Here is a 16,828-nt window from a genome sequence, read left to right as displayed (position 1 = left end):
TGCCGATGCTGGGGGTGCTGTAGTGCTGGGCGCCGTCCAGGTCAAAGGGCTGGTTCAGGCTGGCCAGGAGTTTTTCGGCGACGGTTTCTGCCTGGGTGGCGGCGTTTTGCAGGTCGGGGGCCAGGGCTTCGAGCATGACGACGAATTCGTCGCCGCCGAAGCGGGCCACGGTGTCGGCTTCGCGCACGCTGCCCACCAGGCGGGCGGCGACCTGGGCCAGGAGCTGGTCGCCCATGTCGTGGCCCAGGGTGTCGTTGAGGTCTTTGAAGTTATCGAGGTCGATGAACAGCAGGGCCCCGAGGTTCCTGGTGCGCTGGCAGGCGGCGATGGAGCGTTGCAGGCGGTCCAGCAGCAGGCGGCGGTTGGGCAGACCCGTGAGCGCGTCGTAGAACGCCAGGCGTTCGATCTCTTGTTCGGCGCGTTTGCGGTCTGTGATGTCGCGGCACACGCCCAGGATGCCCGTCACGCGGCCATGCAGATCGCGGATGGGCGTCTTGATGGTCTCGAACTGGCCCTGGTAGCCGTCTTCGGCGAAGGTGAGCGTTTCCTCATACACCAGCGGCTGCCAGGCCTGCATGGCGCGCTGGTCGTACTTGCGAAAACGCTCGGCCTCGGCCGCGTTGGTCAGGTCGTAGTCGTTTCGGCCCACCACATCGCGTTCGGGCCGGCCCGCAAAACGCTCGAATACCGGGTTGACTGACAGGTACACCCCGTTGGTGTCCTTCATGAACACCATGTCCGGCATGGCATTGACCACGCTGGCCAGATGCGCCTTCTGCTGGGCCAATTCTTGTTCGATGCGCTTGAGCGCCGTCAAGTCGTAGGCAAACAGCACCACGGCTGCCACCCCTTGCGCCGTCACGCTCTCGGGGGCAATGGTGGTGTGGCGAAACTGTGTGCCGTCAGGGCCGTCAATGCGGTTTTCGAACACCGCGGTCTCGCCCGCAAAGGCTTTTTCTAGATGCGGGTGGATGCGCGCGAACACTTCGGGCGGGATCACATCCTGCAGCCGCTGCCCTTCCAGCGCCTGGGGCGTGGTGTAGAGCCAGCGGGCCTGCTGTTCATTGACGTACAGCACGCGCAAGTCCCGATCAATCCGCGACACACCACCCGGCACATGGCGCAGCGTGTTGGCCATGAGCGCCTGCTGGGCGTGCGCGGCCTCTTCGGCCTGGTGGTGGGCGGTGATGTCGGTCTGCACGCCATCCCACAGCACCCGGCCATCCTGCAGCCGGCGCGGCGACGAACTCAGGTGCATCCAGCGCACCTGACCGTCGGTGCGGCGCACCCGAAACACCGCCTCCAGACTGGTCATGGACAGGTAGGACTGGCGCTCTGCCTGCCGCAGGCGATCTATGTCTTCCGGGAGGATCTGCCTGTAAAGCACGCGTGGGTCCTGCAACACGTCTTCGACGCGTACCCCGTTCAGCCGTTCGATGGCGTCGCCCATGTGCACAAAATGCACCCGGCCATCCAGCTCGCGCACGATCTGGAACAACACGCTGTGCGGCAGGTTGCGCCCCAGCAATGACAGACGCCCCTCGCTCTCGCGCAACCGGCTCTCGGCCTCCTGGATGCGCGCGAACGGGCGGCGGATGCCTGCATCAAACACCGCCTGGTACAGCAGCGCATACGCCACCACCCGAAAGCCATGGGACAGCACTCCACCCAGCATCGAATGCCCCCCCCAGCGCGCCCACCGTGACCTCACCGCACACGAACGCTCCGGCCGCCCATGCAAACAGGCGTTCACGCGGTGCCTCTTCGCTGCGGCTGCGGCGATGCAACACCACAGCGCTGGCGGCCAAGGCCAGGGCGAGCCCCACGGCCACCACCTGGCGCAAGGCACCGTCTGCAGCATGGGCAAACCACTGGGGCAGCGGCCCCAGCGACGACCCTGCGAGCACCAGCGTGACACCCCCCGCCGCTGCCAGCCAGGCGCGGGCCGGCCCGGGGGCAGACAAGCGCGTGGCGGTGAGCCCCAAGGTCAGGGCCTCGGCCACACGCGCCCAACTGCTCAGCCACAACGACATGTCGGCACTGCCCGGCGGCATGTGCACAGGGCCGGAGTGCACCAGCACCCCGTGCAGAAAATTGCAGGCCGCCGCTACGCCAAAACCCACCACCAGGACATTCGCGCGCGCCTGCTCCTGCGCCTCCAGGGCGTGCAGGGACACCGACACCACCAGCAGTCCCAGCAGCACCGCCACCAGCTCCAGCAACGGTTCGAGCCCGTGCTGGGCGCCCGCCCCATCCCCCAGCATCTGCGCCAGCGGCACCACGACCAGCGCCAGCACTGCCACCACCAGCACCACGGTGATGGCGGGCGCATCCGACCAGGGCATGCGCGCTGTCGGAGAGCTGTTGGGAGGTGGCATGGACGAAGGGGTGAATAGCAGTGCCAGCGAAATGGCCGCACAACGTCACAAGTGTATCTACGCGTAAGGAAATGACCAGAGCGCTCGCACCATGAAAAACGGGGCCAAAGCCCCGTCCAATACAACCCGGGACGGCGCTGCGCCCAGGCGTTGCTTGCACGCATCAGCGCAGGGCGCGATGCGGCAAGTAAGAAGGATGCAGCGGGCCCTCAACCCTCCAGCAGCTGGCGCAGCACAAACGGCAAGATGCCCCCGGCCTGGTAGTAGTCCACCTCGATGGGGGTGTCGATGCGCAGGGTCACCGTCACTTCCTGGCGCGTGCCGTCGGCACGGTGAATGACCAGCCTCGCATCGCTCTGTGGCGTGAGTGCGGCATCAGGCACCACATCAATCACCTCATTGCCCGTCAGGCCCAGCGTTTCCCAAGAATCGCCCGCCTTGAACTGCAGCGGCAACACGCCCATGCCCACGAGGTTGGAGCGGTGAATGCGCTCAAAGCTGCGCGCCACCACCGCCTTGATGCCGAGCAGTTGCGTGCCCTTGGCGGCCCAGTCGCGGCTGGAGCCGGTGCCGTACTCTTCGCCCGCAAAAATCACGGTGGGCGTGCCCTGCGCCATGTACTGCATGGCGGCATCGAAGATGAACATCTTCTCGCCCTGCAGCGGACCATCGTTCTGGAACAACGTGACGCCGCCCTCTTCACGCGAGCCATCGGCGGTGGGCGGAATCATCAGGTTCTTGATGCGCACATTGGCAAAGGTGCCGCGCATCATCACGTCATGGTTGCCCCGGCGGGCGCCGTAGCTGTTGAAGTCTGCCTTTTGCACGCCGTGCTGCAACAGCCACTGGCCTGCGGGTGAGCTTTCCTTGATGGAGCCTGCGGGCGAGATGTGGTCGGTGGTGATGGAGTCGCCGAACAGCGCCATGATGCGCGCGCCGTGCACCGCCGACGCGGCCGCAGCGCCTTTGTCTAGCGCAAACTGGGCAAAAAACGGCGGCTCGGCAATGTATGTGCTGGCGGGCCAGGTGTAGGCCGTGCCACTGACTCCCTTGATCTTCTCCCACAGCTTTCCGGGGTCGGTCGCCACCTTGGCGTAGTTTTCGCGGAAGGCCTTGCCGTTCATGGCGAACTTGAGCAGGGCGTGGACTTCATCGCTGGTGGGCCAGATGTCGCCCAGGTAGATGTCCTTGCCCCCCTTGCCCTTGCCCACGGGTTCGGTCATCAAGTCTTTGAGCACCGTGCCCGCAATGGCATACGCCACCACCAGTGGCGGGCTGGCCAGAAAGTTGGCCTTGAGGTTGGGATGGATGCGCGCCTCGAAATTGCGGTTGCCCGACAGCACGGCTGCGCAGACCAGATCGTTGCTGGTGATGACCTCGTTCAATTCGGGGGTGAGGTCGCCCGCGTTGCCGATGCAGGTGGTGCAGCCATAGCCCGCCAGCGCAAAGCCCAGCTTTTCCAGGTACGGCAGCAGCCCGGTCTGCGTGAGGTATTCGGTGACGATGCGCGAGCCGGGGGCCAGCGAGGTCTTGATGTGCGGCTGCACCTTGAGGCCTGCCTCCACCGCCTTCTTGGCCAGCAGGCCGGCAGCCAGCAGCACGCTGGGGTTGCTGGTGTTGGTGCAGCTGGTGATGGCGGCAATCAGCACGTCGCCATTGCCCACTGTGGGGTCAGCCCCCTTGGCGGGCAGCGTGGCTGCGCGGGCCTCGCCGTGCGCAGTGGCCAGTGCCGGTTTGTTGGCCTCCATCTCGACCACCGAGCGCGGTGCGCCGGCCGGCGTGGGCTTGCCGTCTGGCGTAGCCTCTTCGGCGGCAGCTTCGCCATGGCGGTGGATGTGATGGCGCGTGTGCAGCAGCTCTGCCGGGCGGTTGAAGCCGTTTTGCGCGTTGGGCTTGCTGAACAGCTCAGCGAACTGGCTGCTGACCTTGCCCAGCTCGATGCGGTCTTGCGGGCGCTTGGGGCCCGCCAGGCTGGGGGTGACGCTGCCAAGGTCGAGCTTGACGACCTGCGAATAGTCGACCTCGCCGGCCAGCGGCACACCAAACAGCCCCTGGGCCTTGAAGTAGGCCTCGAAGGCTTCGATCTCGCCCTTGGTACGGCCCGTGCCCTTGAAGTAGTCGATGGTCTTTTCGTCCACCGGGAAGAAGCCCATGGTGGCGCCGTACTCCGGCGCCATGTTGCCGATGGTGGCGCGGTCGGGCAGCGCCAGGGTGCGCGTGCCTTCGCCAAAGAACTCCACGAACTTGCCCACCACCTTGTGCTGGCGCAGCAGCTCGGTCACCGTGAGCACCAGGTCGGTGGCCGTCACGCCCTCGCGCAGCTGGCCGGTCATCTCAAAGCCCACCACATCGGGCGTGAGGAAGTACACCGGCTGGCCCAGCATGGCGGCCTCGGCCTCGATGCCGCCCACGCCCCAGCCCACCACGCCAATGCCGTTGATCATGGTGGTGTGGCTGTCGGTGCCCACCAGGGTGTCGGGGTAGTAGACGCCATCTTTGCGCTTGTGCACGCCGCGCGCCAGGTATTCGAGGTTGACCTGGTGCACGATGCCAAAGCCCGGGGGCACCACACCAAAGGTGTCAAAGGCCTGCATGCCCCACTTCATGAACTCGTAGCGCTCTTTGTTGCGCTGGAATTCGAGTTTCATGTTCAGGTCGAGCGAATTCTTCTTGCCGTAGTGGTCGACCATGATCGAGTGGTCCACCACCAGGTCCACCGGCACCAGGGGCTCGATCTTCTTGGGGTTCTTGCCCAGCTTGGCGGCCACGCTGCGCATGGCGGCCAGGTCGGCCAGCAAAGGCACACCGGTGAAGTCCTGCAGCACCACGCGCGAGACGACAAAAGGGATCTCGTCGGTGCGCGCGGCATTGGGCGCCCAGTGCGCAAGCTGTTGCACATGCTCGGCCGTCACCTTGCGGCCGTCACAATTGCGCAGCACCGATTCGAGCACGATGCGGATCGACACCGGCAGACGCTGGATCTGCGGAAACTGCTTGGCCAGCGCGGGCAGAGAGTAGAACTTGCCCTCCTTGCCCGACGCCGTTTTGAAGCCCTTGAGCGTGTTGGCAAAGGCGTGGCGTGCGGGTCGGGACGACGGTTTGGCTAGCGGCTTGGACGATGAGGCCATGGCGAACTCCTTGATAAGGCAACAGCGTCTATTCTGGCAGTCCCCCATGACGGCGCAATCGTTGGGGGTATGCCGCTGTGCCCCGCCGCCCTGGCGCAGAGGCCCATACGACGCTCTTTTCACCATTTTTGCGGAAAAACTCGGCCAAGCGCTACATCTTTATGCCTCAATAGCTATCAAATATATAGCACAACAGAGCTAAGCGGCAGCCCATGCAGGCAAGCGGCGCACACCCATCCACTGCAGCTCAGCAATGAGCGCCACCGAGACCACGTGCACCACCAGGTACACCTGGCCCAGCAACGTGGGTGCCACGGCGTTACCGAGCAGCAGCACCAGGCTGGCCAACGCCCATCCAAAGTTGGCAGCGATCAGCGCCCACAGCCCTCCGCGCGGCATGGTGCGCGCGCGGGCAATGCGGGTGGCCAGTGCTGCGTAGCCCAGCAGCAAAACGCCGGACACCACCAGCAGTCCGTGCGGCAGCCCCAGCCATTCGGCCAGCGACGCCGTCAGCAGCAGATGCAAGGCGCCCAGCAGCAGCCCGGTGGACGCATCGAACCAGACCACGGCACGCAAAAGGGAGGGGGAAGACAACAGGTTCAACATGGCAAGCTCCTTGGGGGTTGAAGAAGGCTGCATCGTTGCCGCTGCGGCGCATGGCGTCGATGACATGGCAGGTAATGGCCTGCGGCCTGGTTGGGCCTAGGATGCGAGGCATGACGTCCGCACCCTCCACCCCCTCTCGCCGCACCCCGCGCCATCCGCTGCCGCACCGCAGCACAGCGGCGGGGCCTGCCAGTTTTGGCGACCACCTGCGCACCTGGCGCCAGCAGCGGCACCTGAGTCAGCTGGAGCTGGCCGACGAGGCAGACATCTCCACGCGGCACGTGAGCTTCATGGAAACCGGCCGCACCAATCCCAGCCGCGACATGGTGCTGCGCCTGTGCGAGCGCCTGGCCATCCCGCTGCGCGAACGCAACGCACTGCTGGTGGCAGCCGGCTACGCCCCCATGTACCGAGAACGCGCGCTGGACGACCCGGCACTGACCGCAGCGCGCCAGGCCGTCGAGCTGGTGCTCAAGGGCCATGAGCCCTGCCCCGCCATCGCCCTCGACCGCTGCTGGAACGTGGTGGCTGCCAACCGCGCAGCGCAGGCCTTGCTGGCCGCGCACGTGAGCCCTGAACTGCTCGCGCCCCCCATCAACGTGTTCCGCCTGAGCCTGCACCCCGACGGCCTGGCGTCACGCATCGCCAATCTGGCGCAATGGCGCCACCACCTCTTCGAGCGCCTGCGCCAGCAGATTCATGCCACGGGGGACCCGGCATTGCTGGCCCTGCAGGCCGAACTGCTGGAATACCCCGCGCCCGATGAATCCACACCGCTCGTGATGGCGGGAGAAATGCTGGGTGTGGTGATGCCGTTTTGTTTCAATAGCGTGCACGGCATGCTGTCGCTCATCAGCACCACGACGATATTCGGCACTCCAGTGGATGTGACGCTGCAGGAGCTGGCGGTGGAATCGTTTTTCCCGGCCGACGCATTTACTGCCCAGGTACTGCGGGAGATGGCGCAGCAATATGCTGCGGATTGACGGCCTGGAGTGGGTTGAACCACAACACGCAGACCGAATTTTTGGGTTCGTGGGCAATGGCGGGTCGGGATAGCGGTTTTTGCGGTATCCACCCGGTGAATGCAGGACGCAGATTTTGTGTCCCCAGCGAGGTATGAAGGCTCCAGATGCTGGGCCAGGCTCGGTAGTTCGACGCCCCATGCCAGGCCACCCAAAAAAATAGCCCGCAGTTGCGGGCTATTTTTTTGAGTGCAGCGAATGCCGGTTCTCAGATGGCGAACTTTTCGCGGTTTTCGTTCTGAATCCACTTGGGCGCCTTGCCACGGCCGGTCCATGTCTGGCCAGTCGCCGGGTCGCGGTATTTGGGGGCCACTTTGGTACCTGCGGTAGAGCTGCGGCCGGTTTTCCCTGCGGTCTTGCCTGCGGGGAACACATCCTGGGCGGTCAGACCATATTCGGCCACCAAGGCGCGCACTTGGGAAACAGCGTCCGACAATTCTCGGCGACGGGCTTCGCTGATTTGTTGCTCAAGCGCTTCACGCTGCTTCAAAAGTTCTTTGTAGCTGGTCATGGTGTCTGAATAAGAAAATGGGGTTGGTGACAACGCGATTATATGGATAACCGCTGCGAGCACACGCCGGGGTAAAGATTTTGCATTAAGAAACCACAAAAATACCGCCTGGCATATTCAGTACCTGGACAGCCGGTGGTCCAAGAAGCCACAAAGGCTTCAAAGTGCGCTGTCAGGCTGTGCCAATACGCGGTCAATGCGTTTGCCCTCCAGGGCCAGCACCTCGAATATCCAGCCCACGCACACAATCTGTTCGCCTACGGCAGGTAAATGCCCCGTTTCTGCCATCAAAAACCCCGCCAGGGTGTTATACCGCCCACGGTCTTCCTGCGGCAGATCTCGAATATCCAGGCGGGCCTTGAGTTCGGACACAGGCATCAGCCCATCCAGCAGCCATGCGCCATCACCACGCGGGGTAGCCCAGGCATCGGCGGCAGCGCCGGGCTGCAATTCACCGGTAATGGCTTCGAGCAGATCGTGCGGGGTCATGATGCCCTGCACCACGCCATATTCGTCCACCACAAACACCATGCGCCCCGAGCGCGCTCGAAACTGCTCCAGCAGCTCCATGCCGCTCAAGGTCTCGGGCAAAAAGGCGGCGGGCTTCACATACTGTTCCAGCGTGCCGGGCGCATCAGGCCCCAGCTCCAGCAACCGTGCCACGCTCACAATACCCACCACCTCGTCCAGCGAGTTGCGGCACACGGGGTACCACGAATGCGCGGCATGCTCGCCGCCACGGCCCGCCTGCTGCAAGCCCTGCAACACCGACCACCCTGCATCGAGCCAGCCCACATCACTGCGCGGCACCATCAGCGAGGTCAATGGCCGATCATCCAGGCGAAACACGTTTCGCACCATCTGGTGCTCATGGTGCTCGATCACACCGGCCTCGCGCCCTTCTTCCAGGCTGGCAACGATTTCTTCTTCCGTGACCGAACGCCCTGCTGTGTTGTCCACCTGCATCAGGCGCAGCACCCCTTGGGTTGAGAGCGACAACAGGCGCACAAAAGGCTTGGCCACCCGGGCCACCCAGGCCATGGGTCGCGCCACCAGGCGGGACACCGCCTCGGGATAGAGCTGTCCGATGCGTTTGGGCACCAGTTCGCCAAACACGATGGTGACGAAGGTGATTACGGTTACCACCAGCGCGGTGGCGGTGATGCTGGCGGCCCGCACAGGCATCCCGAGCTGCTGCAGCCACAGCCCCAGGTCATCGCTGAAAGCAGCCTCTCCGAGGATCCCGTTGAGCATGCCAATAGAAGTGATGCCCACTTGCACCGAGGACAAAAACTGCGTGGGGTTCTCAAGCAGCGCCAGAGCGGCCTGTGCGCCCTTGTCACCCGCCTCGGCCATGGCGGTCAGGCGCGACCTGCGACTTGACGCCAGCGCCAGCTCGGACATCGCGAACACGCCGTTGAGCAGGGTCAGCAGCGCGATCAGCAGAAAATCCATGCTTCACTCAATCAGGTTTGCAACCGACGACCATCATGGCACTTTACTGTATCGGCGACATTCAGGGCTGCGACGACGCCCTGGGGCGCCTGCTCGACACCATCGGCTTTTCTGGCAGCCGTGACACGGTGTACCTGCTGGGGGACCTCGTCAACCGCGGCCCCGACTCCGCCGCCGTGCTGCGCCGCTGCATGCAGCAGGGCGACGCCATCCGCTGCCTGCTGGGCAACCACGACCTGCACTTGCTCGCTGCCGCACACGGCGCGCGCAAGCCCTCGCGCCGCGACACCCTGGCCTCGGTGCTCGACGCCCCGGACCGCAGCGATTTGCTCGAGTGGCTGCGCCACCAGCCATTGGCACGGGCCCACGAGCATGCCGGCCAGACCCTGCTGATGGTGCATGCGGGCGTGGTCCCCGCCTGGACTCCCACAGACACCCTGGAACGCGCGCAGGAGGTCCATGCCGTGTTGGGTAGCCCGGACCTGCCCGCCTTCTTGCACAGCATGTATGGCAACACGCCGGACCACTGGAGCGATACCCTCACAGGCACTGACCGGCTGCGCGTGATAGTGAACGCGCTGACGCGCATGCGCTTTTGCTCATTCGACGGTGTGATGGATTTTGAAAGCACCGAAAGTGCCAGCGCTGCCCCAGAGGGCCTGATGCCCTGGTTTGATGTGCCAGGCCGGCGCACCGCTGGCACGCTGATGGCCTTTGGCCACTGGTCCACACTAGGCTGGCTCAACCGCAGCGAACTCCTGGGCCTGGATACCGGCTGTGTATGGGGAGGGTGCCTGAGTGCCGTGCGTTTCGGCGCGACACTGGCTGACCGCGAGCTGCTGCAGGTGCATTGCGAACAGGCGCAGCAGCCGGGCTAGAGCTGGGGATTGACCCGGGCAGTCAACGCGCCCGGGACGCACACCACGGCAGCCAGCGCAAAGAGCGCCAGCTGTTACTGCGTGGAGGTCTCAGGTTGAACCGCCTTGAACAAGGCTGCCACCTTGCGCTTGGGCTTGATGTTGGCCGAAATGCTGCTGCGCGCAGGCGATTTGGCGGCAGCCTCCCAGGCGGGGGCGGTATCCGCACTGCTGGGTTCGTAAGGCTTTTCGAAGAAGGGATCGCGCGAGGCCACGGCAGGGCGGAAACCCCGGTGGTGTTCACGCGACTCGCGGGGTTCGCGGCGCTCGTTGCGCTCACGCACGGCAGCGGGAATGACATCGCGCGGATCACCGGTCTCGCCCGCTTCGCGCCATGCGCGGCGGCCGTCATTGATGCGACCGCGGGGGCGGTCTTCTTCGTATTCGATGGCTTCGAGATCGATCTTTTTCTTGATCAGCTTCTCAATGTCGGCCACCAGGCGGGCATCGCTGCCCGACACCAGTGTGACGGCCAGGCCGGACGCGCCGGCACGGCCTGTGCGCCCAATACGGTGCACATAGTCTTCCGCATTGAAAGGCACGTCGAAGTTGAACACCGCCGGCACGTCCTTGATGTCCAGGCCGCGCGCAGCCACATCGGTACACACCAGCAGATCAACCTCGCCGCTCTTGAAGGCTTCCAGCGCCTTCAGTCGCTCGTCCTGGCTCTTGTCGCCGTGCAAGGCTGCGGTCTTGAGGCCCTCACGCTCCAGGCTGCGCGCCAAACGGGCGCATCCGAGCTTGCTGTTCACGAAAATGAAAGCCTGCTTGATGCCCCGCGTCTTGAGCACCTGGTGGATGGCTCGGCGCTTGTCGTCATCATTGGCGCTGTAAAAGCGCTGCTCCACCGTGGAGGCCGTTTCGTTCGGGCGGGCCACCTCAATGGTGATGGGGTTTTGCAGGTAGCTGCTGGCCAGGCGCTTGATCTCGGGCGAGAAGGTGGCGCTGAACAGAAGCGTGGTGCGCTGCTTGGGCAGGTAACTCAGGATTCGCTGCAGGTCGGGCAGAAAACCGATGTCCAGCATGCGGTCGGCCTCGTCGAGCACCACGTACTCCACCTGGTTGAGCACCGCATTCTTGGCCTCGATATGGTCGAGCAGGCGGCCCGGCGTAGCCACCAGCACTTCGACGCCTTTTTTCAGCTCGATGGTCTGGGGCTTCATGTCCATGCCGCCAAACACCACCGTGCTGCGCAGTTTGGTGTACTTGGCGTACAGCGCAATCTGCTGGGCCACCTGGTCGGCCAGCTCACGGGTGGGCAACAGCACCAGAGCGCGCACAGGGTGGCGAGCGGGGGATGTGGAACTGCTCTCGTGCTTGAGCAGGCGCTGCAGCAAAGGCAGCGAGAACGCGGCGGTTTTGCCGGTGCCGGTCTGGGCTGCGCCCATCACGTCCTGGCCGGTGAGCACCACCGGGATGGCCTGCGCCTGGATGGGCGTCATGGACTCGTAGCCCATTTCGGCTACGGCGCGCGCCAGCGGCTCAGCCAGCGATAGATTGGAAAAGGAACTTGTCATTTAGCCCTCTATTGTCGCACCGGTGGCCCAAAAAGCGATTTTTCGGGCCCGGAGCAGCAAAAATGCAGTAGGCGCAGCCAGCGCATTGGCGAGTATTCGCTATCTATTTGATAGCTAACAGCGCATATGAATTCGGCGCTATCGTCTGTTTTATTCGAACTCTGGGCCGGCGAGGCCAATGGCCGCAACACCTTGCGCCGCGTGCGGTCGTTGCATCGCGGGGCGAGCAATGTCCCGCAGCTGCCACGACAAACCCCCTCGGAAAGCGCTTGGCACCGGCCAAAGGCAGAGGGTGCTCGTGCGGACTCTCACCCTTTCCGGACGCAGTGCTGTGCGCCTGCTGCTGTCCAGTTACTCGGCAGACCGCCTGAGCGTGTCCACCACCGGGCGCAGCAGCACCTCGCGCAGACCCCACCAGCCTGCGGCCAGCGCCAGCACCGCGCCCGCGAGCGCACCGGCCAGCGGCACCCAGGGGGCGGCGGTCCAGGTGAAGTCAAACACATAACGCGCCAATGCCCAGCCCACGCCCACCGCCACCGCGCTGGCCAGAAAGCCCGCCAGCAGACCCACACCCACCAGCTCGGCCCGCTGCACCTGACGCAGCAGGCTGGCACGGGCCCCCACGGCACGCATGATGGCGTACTCGCGTGCGCGCTCTTCGCGGGTGGCCGTGACGGCGGCAAACAGCACCACCAGCCCAGCTGCGAGCGTGAAGGCAAACAAGAACTCCACCGCCCGGATCACCTGCTCCAGCACCCGCTGCACCTGGGCAATGGTGGCGCCCATGTCCACGTTGGTGATGTTGGGAAACTGGCGCACCAGCGCGTTGTCGAAACCGTGGGTTTCTGGAGCGCGGTAGGCGGCCAGGTAGGTGACCGGGACATCCTTGACCTCGGCCACCGGGTACATCACAAAGAAGTTGGCGCGCATGGAGCCCCAGTCCACCTTGCGCAGGCTGGTGATGCGGGCCTCGTCCTGCACGCCGCCCATATCGAACTGCAAACGGTCACCCAGCTGCAGGCCCAGCGTCTGGGCAATACCTTCTTCCACGCTGATGGCGCCCTCCTCGCCGGGCGTCCAGCGCCCAGCCACCACCTGGTTGTGGGGCGGTGCCTCCACAGCGTTGGACAGGTTGAATTCTCGGTCCACCAGGCGCTTGGCGCGGTCGTCGGTGTAATTGTCGGGGCCCACTGGCTTGCCGTTCACAGCCACCAGCCGGCCGCGGATCATGGGGTACCAGTCGTAGCGACCCACTCCGCTGTCCTTGAGCGTCTGCTGAAAGGCCTCCGACTGGTCAGGCATCACGTTGATGACAAAACGGTTGGGGGCATCGGGCGGGGTCGCCTTGCGCCAGCTGCTGATGAGGTCGGTGCGCAGCAGCACCAGCAGCACCAGGGCCAGCAGACCCACCGCCAGACTGCTGACCTGCACCACGGCATAGGCCGGGCGCGCAGAAATCTGCCGCGTGGCCAGTACAAGCCAGCGCGGTGCCGTGCTTTCGTTCACGCTCTTGCGCAGAAGCTTGACCGCGACCCATGACAGGCCTGCAAACAGCGCCACGGCGCCGGCAAAACCGCCCACAGCAATCAGACCCAGCTTGATGTCGCTGCTGACGGCCAGCAACAGCGCAGCGAAGCCCGCAATGCCGATACCCAGCACTGCCAGCGAGGCGGGCTTGAGCCCCCCCACATCACGCCGTATCACCCGCAATGGCGGCACCTGCGCCAGCTGCAGCACCGGCGGCAAGCCAAACGCAAACAGCAGCGTGAGCCCCATGCCCAGGCCAAACACCACCGGCCACAGGCTGGGCAAAGGCAAGGCCGATTCCACCAATCCCGCCAGCAGCAGCACAAACGCGTAATGCACCACATAGCCCAGCGCCACACCCAAGGAGCTGGCAAACAGGCCGATCAGCGCGAACTCCGTGGTGTAGGCCCCAGCAATGGTGCGCTGGCTCTGCCCCAGCACACGCAGCATGGCCGAAGCGTCGAGGTGCTCCGCAGCAAACCCGCGCGCGGCCAGCGCCACGGCCACGGCAGACAACAGTGCAGCCAGCAGCGCTACCAGGCTCAGGAATTTCTGCGCGCGGTCCAGCGTCTGGCGCATCTCGGGGCGGCCGCTTTCCAGCGACTCCACGCGCACGCCGTGCACTTCGGGCTTCTTGGCCTCGACCACCGCCCAATCGTTGAACGCCTTGATGGCCGACGCCGGGCCGACCACGGCAAAGCGGTAGGTCAGGCGGCTGGCAGGCTGCACGAGCCCCGTGGCGGGCAGGTCGCGTTCGTTCACCATCACACGTGGCGCAAAGCTCATGAAACCCGCCCCCCGGTCAGGCTCGATGACGATGATGCGCGCGATGCGCAGTTGCGCATCGCCCAGCAACAGCTTGTCGCCCATGGCGAGGTTGAGCGATTCGAGCAGTGGCGCGTCCACCCACACCTCGCCGGGCGCCGGGATGTCACGCGTCGGCTGCTCCAGCGCGCCGGGGGCATCTGCCACCGTGAGGCTGCCGCGCAGCGGGTAACCCTGCTGCACGCTCTTGAGTGCCACCAGCTTGCTGGCGCCGCCCTGCGCATCGCTCGCGCGGCCCATGGTCGGAAAGCCCAGCGTGGTCACCGATTGCAACCCCAGCGCCTTGGCGCGCTCCACGAATGCCGCGGGCGTTGGGTTGTCGCTGGCCACGACTGCATCCCCCCCCAGCAGCTGCAGAGCGTCGCGCTGCAGTCCGCCTTGCAGGCGATCGGCAAAAAAACCCACAGATGTGAGCGCGGCCACTGCCAGGGTGACCGCCACAATCAACAGGCGCAACTCGCCCGCGCGCAGGTCCCGGGCCAGGGTGCGCCAGCCAAGGCGCAGGAGAGACAGGTTCATGGGCAGACCTTAGCGCAAAGCGAACGGGCTGGCGGGCCGTGGGGTGTTAGAACTTGGTCAACCCATCAGGGCCGCGGGGGTGGCGCTGTGGCGGGGTCGGTCGCCGCAGCTGTCGCCGGCACCGGGCTCGGAGCGTCTGCCGCCGGCGCCGGGGCTGCGCTGGAGGCATTTGGTGCCTCCGTCTGCAGCCGCTGTTCCAGCGCCTGCAACACCGGGGCGATCTGTTGGCCCACGCGGATCTGCGGGTTCGAAAATCCGTCGGCCTTGCCGGCCTCGACCTCACGCTGCTGAATCAGCGGCACAGCCTTGGCAAAGGCCTCGGTGAAGGAATGGGACTGGCGCAGTTGTTCATGAAACACCGCGCGGCCAAAGAAGGTCAGCTCAGACAGCCTGCCGCAGCCATACGAGGTGTGGGTGGCGTCGGCCGCCGTCATGATCAGGGTGCTGTCGGTGGCCAGCGGTTCGATCCAGCCTCCCGAAAAGCAGGCAGACACTGCGATCACGCGGTTGCGGATACCCGATTCGTCCAGCGCTGCGCGCAGCATCTCCGGCGTCACCGGGGGCACCTGCAGCGGCCAGTGTGCGGCGGCCAGTTCATGGTTGCGTGCGCCATGCGAGGTCATGTAAATCACCAGCACATCATGCTCGCGATCCATGCGCGCGGCCAGCGCGGCAATGGCGCGTTGCAGATTCTCGGGCGTCGCCCAGGGGTGGGTCTCGGCAGTTTCAGCATGGTTGAGCAGGTGCAGAACCCGGCCCTGGGCGTCAAACCGCTCCTGTAGCAGCGTGTTGACCATCGTGCTTTCGCGGCGGAACACGTTTTCATCCGCATAGGGCGCGAACACCAACCCATAGACATCCACAACGCCGGGACGCTGAGGCAACAAAGCATCCACCTGCTGTTGCCACAGCAGCTGCTGGTTCTCAAAAAGGCCTTGCGATAGCGCCAGTTGCGCAGGCTCTGGAGGCTGTGCTCCGTCGGCGGACGCGGCCGACGCATCGGCCACCGCCAGGGCGTCTTCCTCCCAGGGCTGGTCCTGAAACTGCCACATGCCCACCCCGACCACCACAGCCATCGCCACGCCAAAGACCGCAGTGCGCACCCGAGATCGGATGAAGCGGGCACTCACCACCACTAACGTGGCCAGCACCCATACCGTGAGCACGCCGTAGGCCACCCAGAAAAGGATGCTTGCCACCGTCCCATTCCACAGTGCAGGCTGGTGAACCGCCAATGCCATCAGGACATAGAGCACCAGCAAGGGGGCCAAGGGCGCCCACGCCGACAGCACATACCACGCGGCCAGCCCGCCCGAAGGGCCGGGCACACCCAGCTCGGGCGCAGGGGTAGGAGCACGCTGTGCTGGCGCCATGGCCCACCAAGCCAGCCACAGCAGCACCAGGCTGCTCCACATGGGGGTGAGCCAGCCACGCACGCTGAACTGGGCCGGGCCCGCGACCTGTAACCGTGCAGCGCCCACCAGCAACGCGCCGCTGATCAACGACAACACCAGCAACTGCCAGGGCGTGGGTGCCGCAGCCCCTGTACGCGGCGCCAGAAACAGTGCAGCGCGCAGTCCTTCGCGCATCCAGCCCCACAGTGAAAGGCGCTCCGTGGCGGAAATCGCCCTGATGGCAGACGATGTGGGCAGGTCTTGTGGCGACCGGCTCAAAGGAACTTCAATTTCCGTGTGGGCCAGTTCTGGTCCCCACTGGCTGGGCAACGTGTCGGCCCAGGTGCTGCTGCTGGCGTTCAGGTCTTTCATGCGCGCATCATGCCATCGCGGGGTGACGCCTTCTGTGGCCGCGGAATCCGTCGAAGCCAGGACGCAAGAGGCTTCAGGAACGGGCCAAAAGACGATGGAGAGCGATGGTCGAGCTCCCCATTGCGCCAGCGCCCATCGGCCTTCGCAGGAGGAATCGAGGCACGGACGCCGTCTTTTTAAAACCAAAAATGATATTAAATAAAAATTAAATAACATATCGCATATACTTCACTTCGTTGCAGTCACGGCTCTTGACGCCAGCAGTCACCGCAACGCCTGCCTCCCAGCGGTCTAACGCGCCGCGGCAGGCCGCCTTTTGCGACCTTGTCGCCCAGTGGGTCTGAAGAGCTGCAGCCCACCGAGTCCCTCGATGCTCACGCAGGTCGATGACGGCCTGCGGTTCCGAATGCACCAGATTTCAAATAACGCCATTTCCATGGGCCAGTACGTCGTTTCGCCCGCGACACACCCGACCGACTGCGGCCGCTTCCGCGCCTCCTTCTCGGTCCATCGTTCAAGTGGCAACGGCAGCTACTGCCGAGTGTTCCGTTTTGACAAAGCCTTTGCATCGCGCGAAGCTGCCAGGCTGTTTGCCGTCACCCAGGGCTGGCTCCAAGCGTGCATGTCCCATCCCCCTGTGTGCTGAAGCTCTGC

At 64.9% G+C, this 16,828-nt stretch carries 12 protein-coding genes; 3 read left to right on the top strand and 9 right to left on the bottom strand.

What is annotated here, in order from left to right; all coding sequences use genetic code 11:
* The 4 genes from ATF69_RS17655 to ATF69_RS17645 all read right to left on the bottom strand — a co-directional run.
* Window positions 1-1,663 (bottom strand): sensor domain-containing protein (locus ATF69_RS17655; protein WP_244303758.1); only part of this gene is annotated, 1,663 nt, incomplete at its 3' end.
* Window positions 1,605-2,378 carry an MASE3 domain-containing protein gene (locus ATF69_RS23335; protein WP_244303757.1) on the bottom strand — a complete coding sequence of 258 codons (774 nt, stop codon included), beginning with the start codon at window positions 2,376-2,378 and terminating at the stop codon, window positions 1,605-1,607. The genes ATF69_RS17655 and ATF69_RS23335, both read right to left, overlap by 59 nt.
* 209 nt (window positions 2,379-2,587) lie before the next feature.
* Window positions 2,588-5,506, bottom strand: a complete 2,919-nt coding sequence (locus ATF69_RS17650) for an aconitate hydratase (protein WP_146871786.1) — start codon at window positions 5,504-5,506, stop codon at window positions 2,588-2,590.
* A gap of 198 nt (window positions 5,507-5,704) precedes the next feature.
* Window positions 5,705-6,112, bottom strand: coding sequence for a hypothetical protein (locus tag ATF69_RS17645; RefSeq protein ID WP_146871785.1), 408 nt, complete (start codon window positions 6,110-6,112; stop codon window positions 5,705-5,707).
* A gap of 110 nt (window positions 6,113-6,222) precedes the next feature.
* Between ATF69_RS17645 and ATF69_RS17640 the strand changes: the two genes are divergently transcribed.
* On the top strand, window positions 6,223-7,098 hold the full coding sequence (locus tag ATF69_RS17640) for a helix-turn-helix domain-containing protein (protein WP_146871784.1): 876 nt from the start codon (window positions 6,223-6,225) through the stop codon (window positions 7,096-7,098).
* A gap of 247 nt (window positions 7,099-7,345) precedes the next feature.
* On the opposite strand, the gene ATF69_RS17635 is transcribed toward ATF69_RS17640, so the two are convergent.
* Both ATF69_RS17635 and ATF69_RS17630 read right to left on the bottom strand, forming a co-directional pair.
* Window positions 7,346-7,648 carry an H-NS histone family protein gene (locus ATF69_RS17635; protein ID WP_099730991.1) on the bottom strand — a complete coding sequence of 101 codons (303 nt, stop codon included), beginning with the start codon at window positions 7,646-7,648 and terminating at the stop codon, window positions 7,346-7,348.
* Between the two features lie 159 nt (window positions 7,649-7,807).
* Window positions 7,808-9,103 carry a hemolysin family protein gene (locus ATF69_RS17630; RefSeq protein ID WP_146871783.1) on the bottom strand — a complete coding sequence of 432 codons (1,296 nt, stop codon included), beginning with the start codon at window positions 9,101-9,103 and terminating at the stop codon, window positions 7,808-7,810.
* Window positions 9,104-9,138: 35 nt separating this feature from the next.
* Between ATF69_RS17630 and ATF69_RS17625 the strand changes: the two genes are divergently transcribed.
* Complete coding sequence (locus ATF69_RS17625) at window positions 9,139-9,981, top strand: symmetrical bis(5'-nucleosyl)-tetraphosphatase (RefSeq protein ID WP_146871782.1); 843 nt, start codon at window positions 9,139-9,141, stop codon at window positions 9,979-9,981.
* Window positions 9,982-10,055: 74 nt separating this feature from the next.
* Here ATF69_RS17625 and ATF69_RS17620 read toward each other — a convergent pair whose 3' ends face one another.
* The 3 genes from ATF69_RS17620 to ATF69_RS17610 all read right to left on the bottom strand — a co-directional run bounded on the left by ATF69_RS17620 (window position 10,056) and on the right by ATF69_RS17610 (window position 16,174).
* Entirely contained in the window at window positions 10,056-11,537 is a 1,482-nt protein-coding gene (locus ATF69_RS17620; protein ID WP_146871781.1) for a DEAD/DEAH box helicase, read from the bottom strand.
* A 351-nt stretch (window positions 11,538-11,888) separates the two neighbouring features.
* On the bottom strand, window positions 11,889-14,408 hold the full coding sequence (locus tag ATF69_RS17615; RefSeq protein WP_146871780.1) for an ABC transporter permease: 2,520 nt from the start codon (window positions 14,406-14,408) through the stop codon (window positions 11,889-11,891).
* 65 nt (window positions 14,409-14,473) lie between these two features.
* On the bottom strand, window positions 14,474-16,174 hold the full coding sequence (locus ATF69_RS17610) for a C13 family peptidase (protein WP_146871779.1): 1,701 nt from the start codon (window positions 16,172-16,174) through the stop codon (window positions 14,474-14,476).
* A 406-nt stretch (window positions 16,175-16,580) separates the two neighbouring features.
* On the opposite strand from ATF69_RS17610, the gene ATF69_RS17605 reads away from it, so the two are divergent.
* Window positions 16,581-16,820, top strand: a complete 240-nt coding sequence (locus ATF69_RS17605; RefSeq protein WP_192420591.1) for a hypothetical protein — start codon at window positions 16,581-16,583, stop codon at window positions 16,818-16,820.
* Window positions 16,821-16,828 lie beyond the last annotated feature (8 nt).

Origin of the sequence: Acidovorax delafieldii (genome assembly GCF_007993815.1) — a bacterium.
Lineage (GTDB): Bacteria > Pseudomonadota > Gammaproteobacteria > Burkholderiales > Burkholderiaceae_C > Acidovorax > Acidovorax delafieldii.
The sequence above is the reverse complement of the archived record's forward strand: the minus strand, read 5'-3'. Positions and strand labels throughout refer to the sequence as shown.

What these genes read in the sequence shown, in the direction of transcription:
- ATF69_RS23335 (WP_244303757.1), bottom strand. Translation starts at nt 2,378, where the DNA reads ATGCCACCTCCCAACAGCTCTCCGACAGCGCGCATGCCCTGGTCGGAT.
- ATF69_RS17650 (WP_146871786.1), bottom strand. Translation starts at nt 5,506, where the DNA reads ATGGCCTCATCGTCCAAGCCGCTAGCCAAACCGTCGTCCCGACCCGCA.
- ATF69_RS17645 (WP_146871785.1), bottom strand. Translation starts at nt 6,112, where the DNA reads ATGTTGAACCTGTTGTCTTCCCCCTCCCTTTTGCGTGCCGTGGTCTGG.
- ATF69_RS17640 (WP_146871784.1), top strand. Translation starts at nt 6,223, where the DNA reads ATGACGTCCGCACCCTCCACCCCCTCTCGCCGCACCCCGCGCCATCCG.
- ATF69_RS17635 (WP_099730991.1), bottom strand. Translation starts at nt 7,648, where the DNA reads ATGACCAGCTACAAAGAACTTTTGAAGCAGCGTGAAGCGCTTGAGCAA.
- ATF69_RS17630 (WP_146871783.1), bottom strand. Translation starts at nt 9,103, where the DNA reads ATGGATTTTCTGCTGATCGCGCTGCTGACCCTGCTCAACGGCGTGTTC.
- ATF69_RS17625 (WP_146871782.1), top strand. Translation starts at nt 9,139, where the DNA reads ATGGCACTTTACTGTATCGGCGACATTCAGGGCTGCGACGACGCCCTG.
- ATF69_RS17620 (WP_146871781.1), bottom strand. Translation starts at nt 11,537, where the DNA reads ATGACAAGTTCCTTTTCCAATCTATCGCTGGCTGAGCCGCTGGCGCGC.
- ATF69_RS17615 (WP_146871780.1), bottom strand. Translation starts at nt 14,408, where the DNA reads ATGAACCTGTCTCTCCTGCGCCTTGGCTGGCGCACCCTGGCCCGGGAC.
- ATF69_RS17610 (WP_146871779.1), bottom strand. Translation starts at nt 16,174, where the DNA reads ATGAAAGACCTGAACGCCAGCAGCAGCACCTGGGCCGACACGTTGCCC.
- ATF69_RS17605 (WP_192420591.1), top strand. Translation starts at nt 16,581, where the DNA reads ATGCACCAGATTTCAAATAACGCCATTTCCATGGGCCAGTACGTCGTT.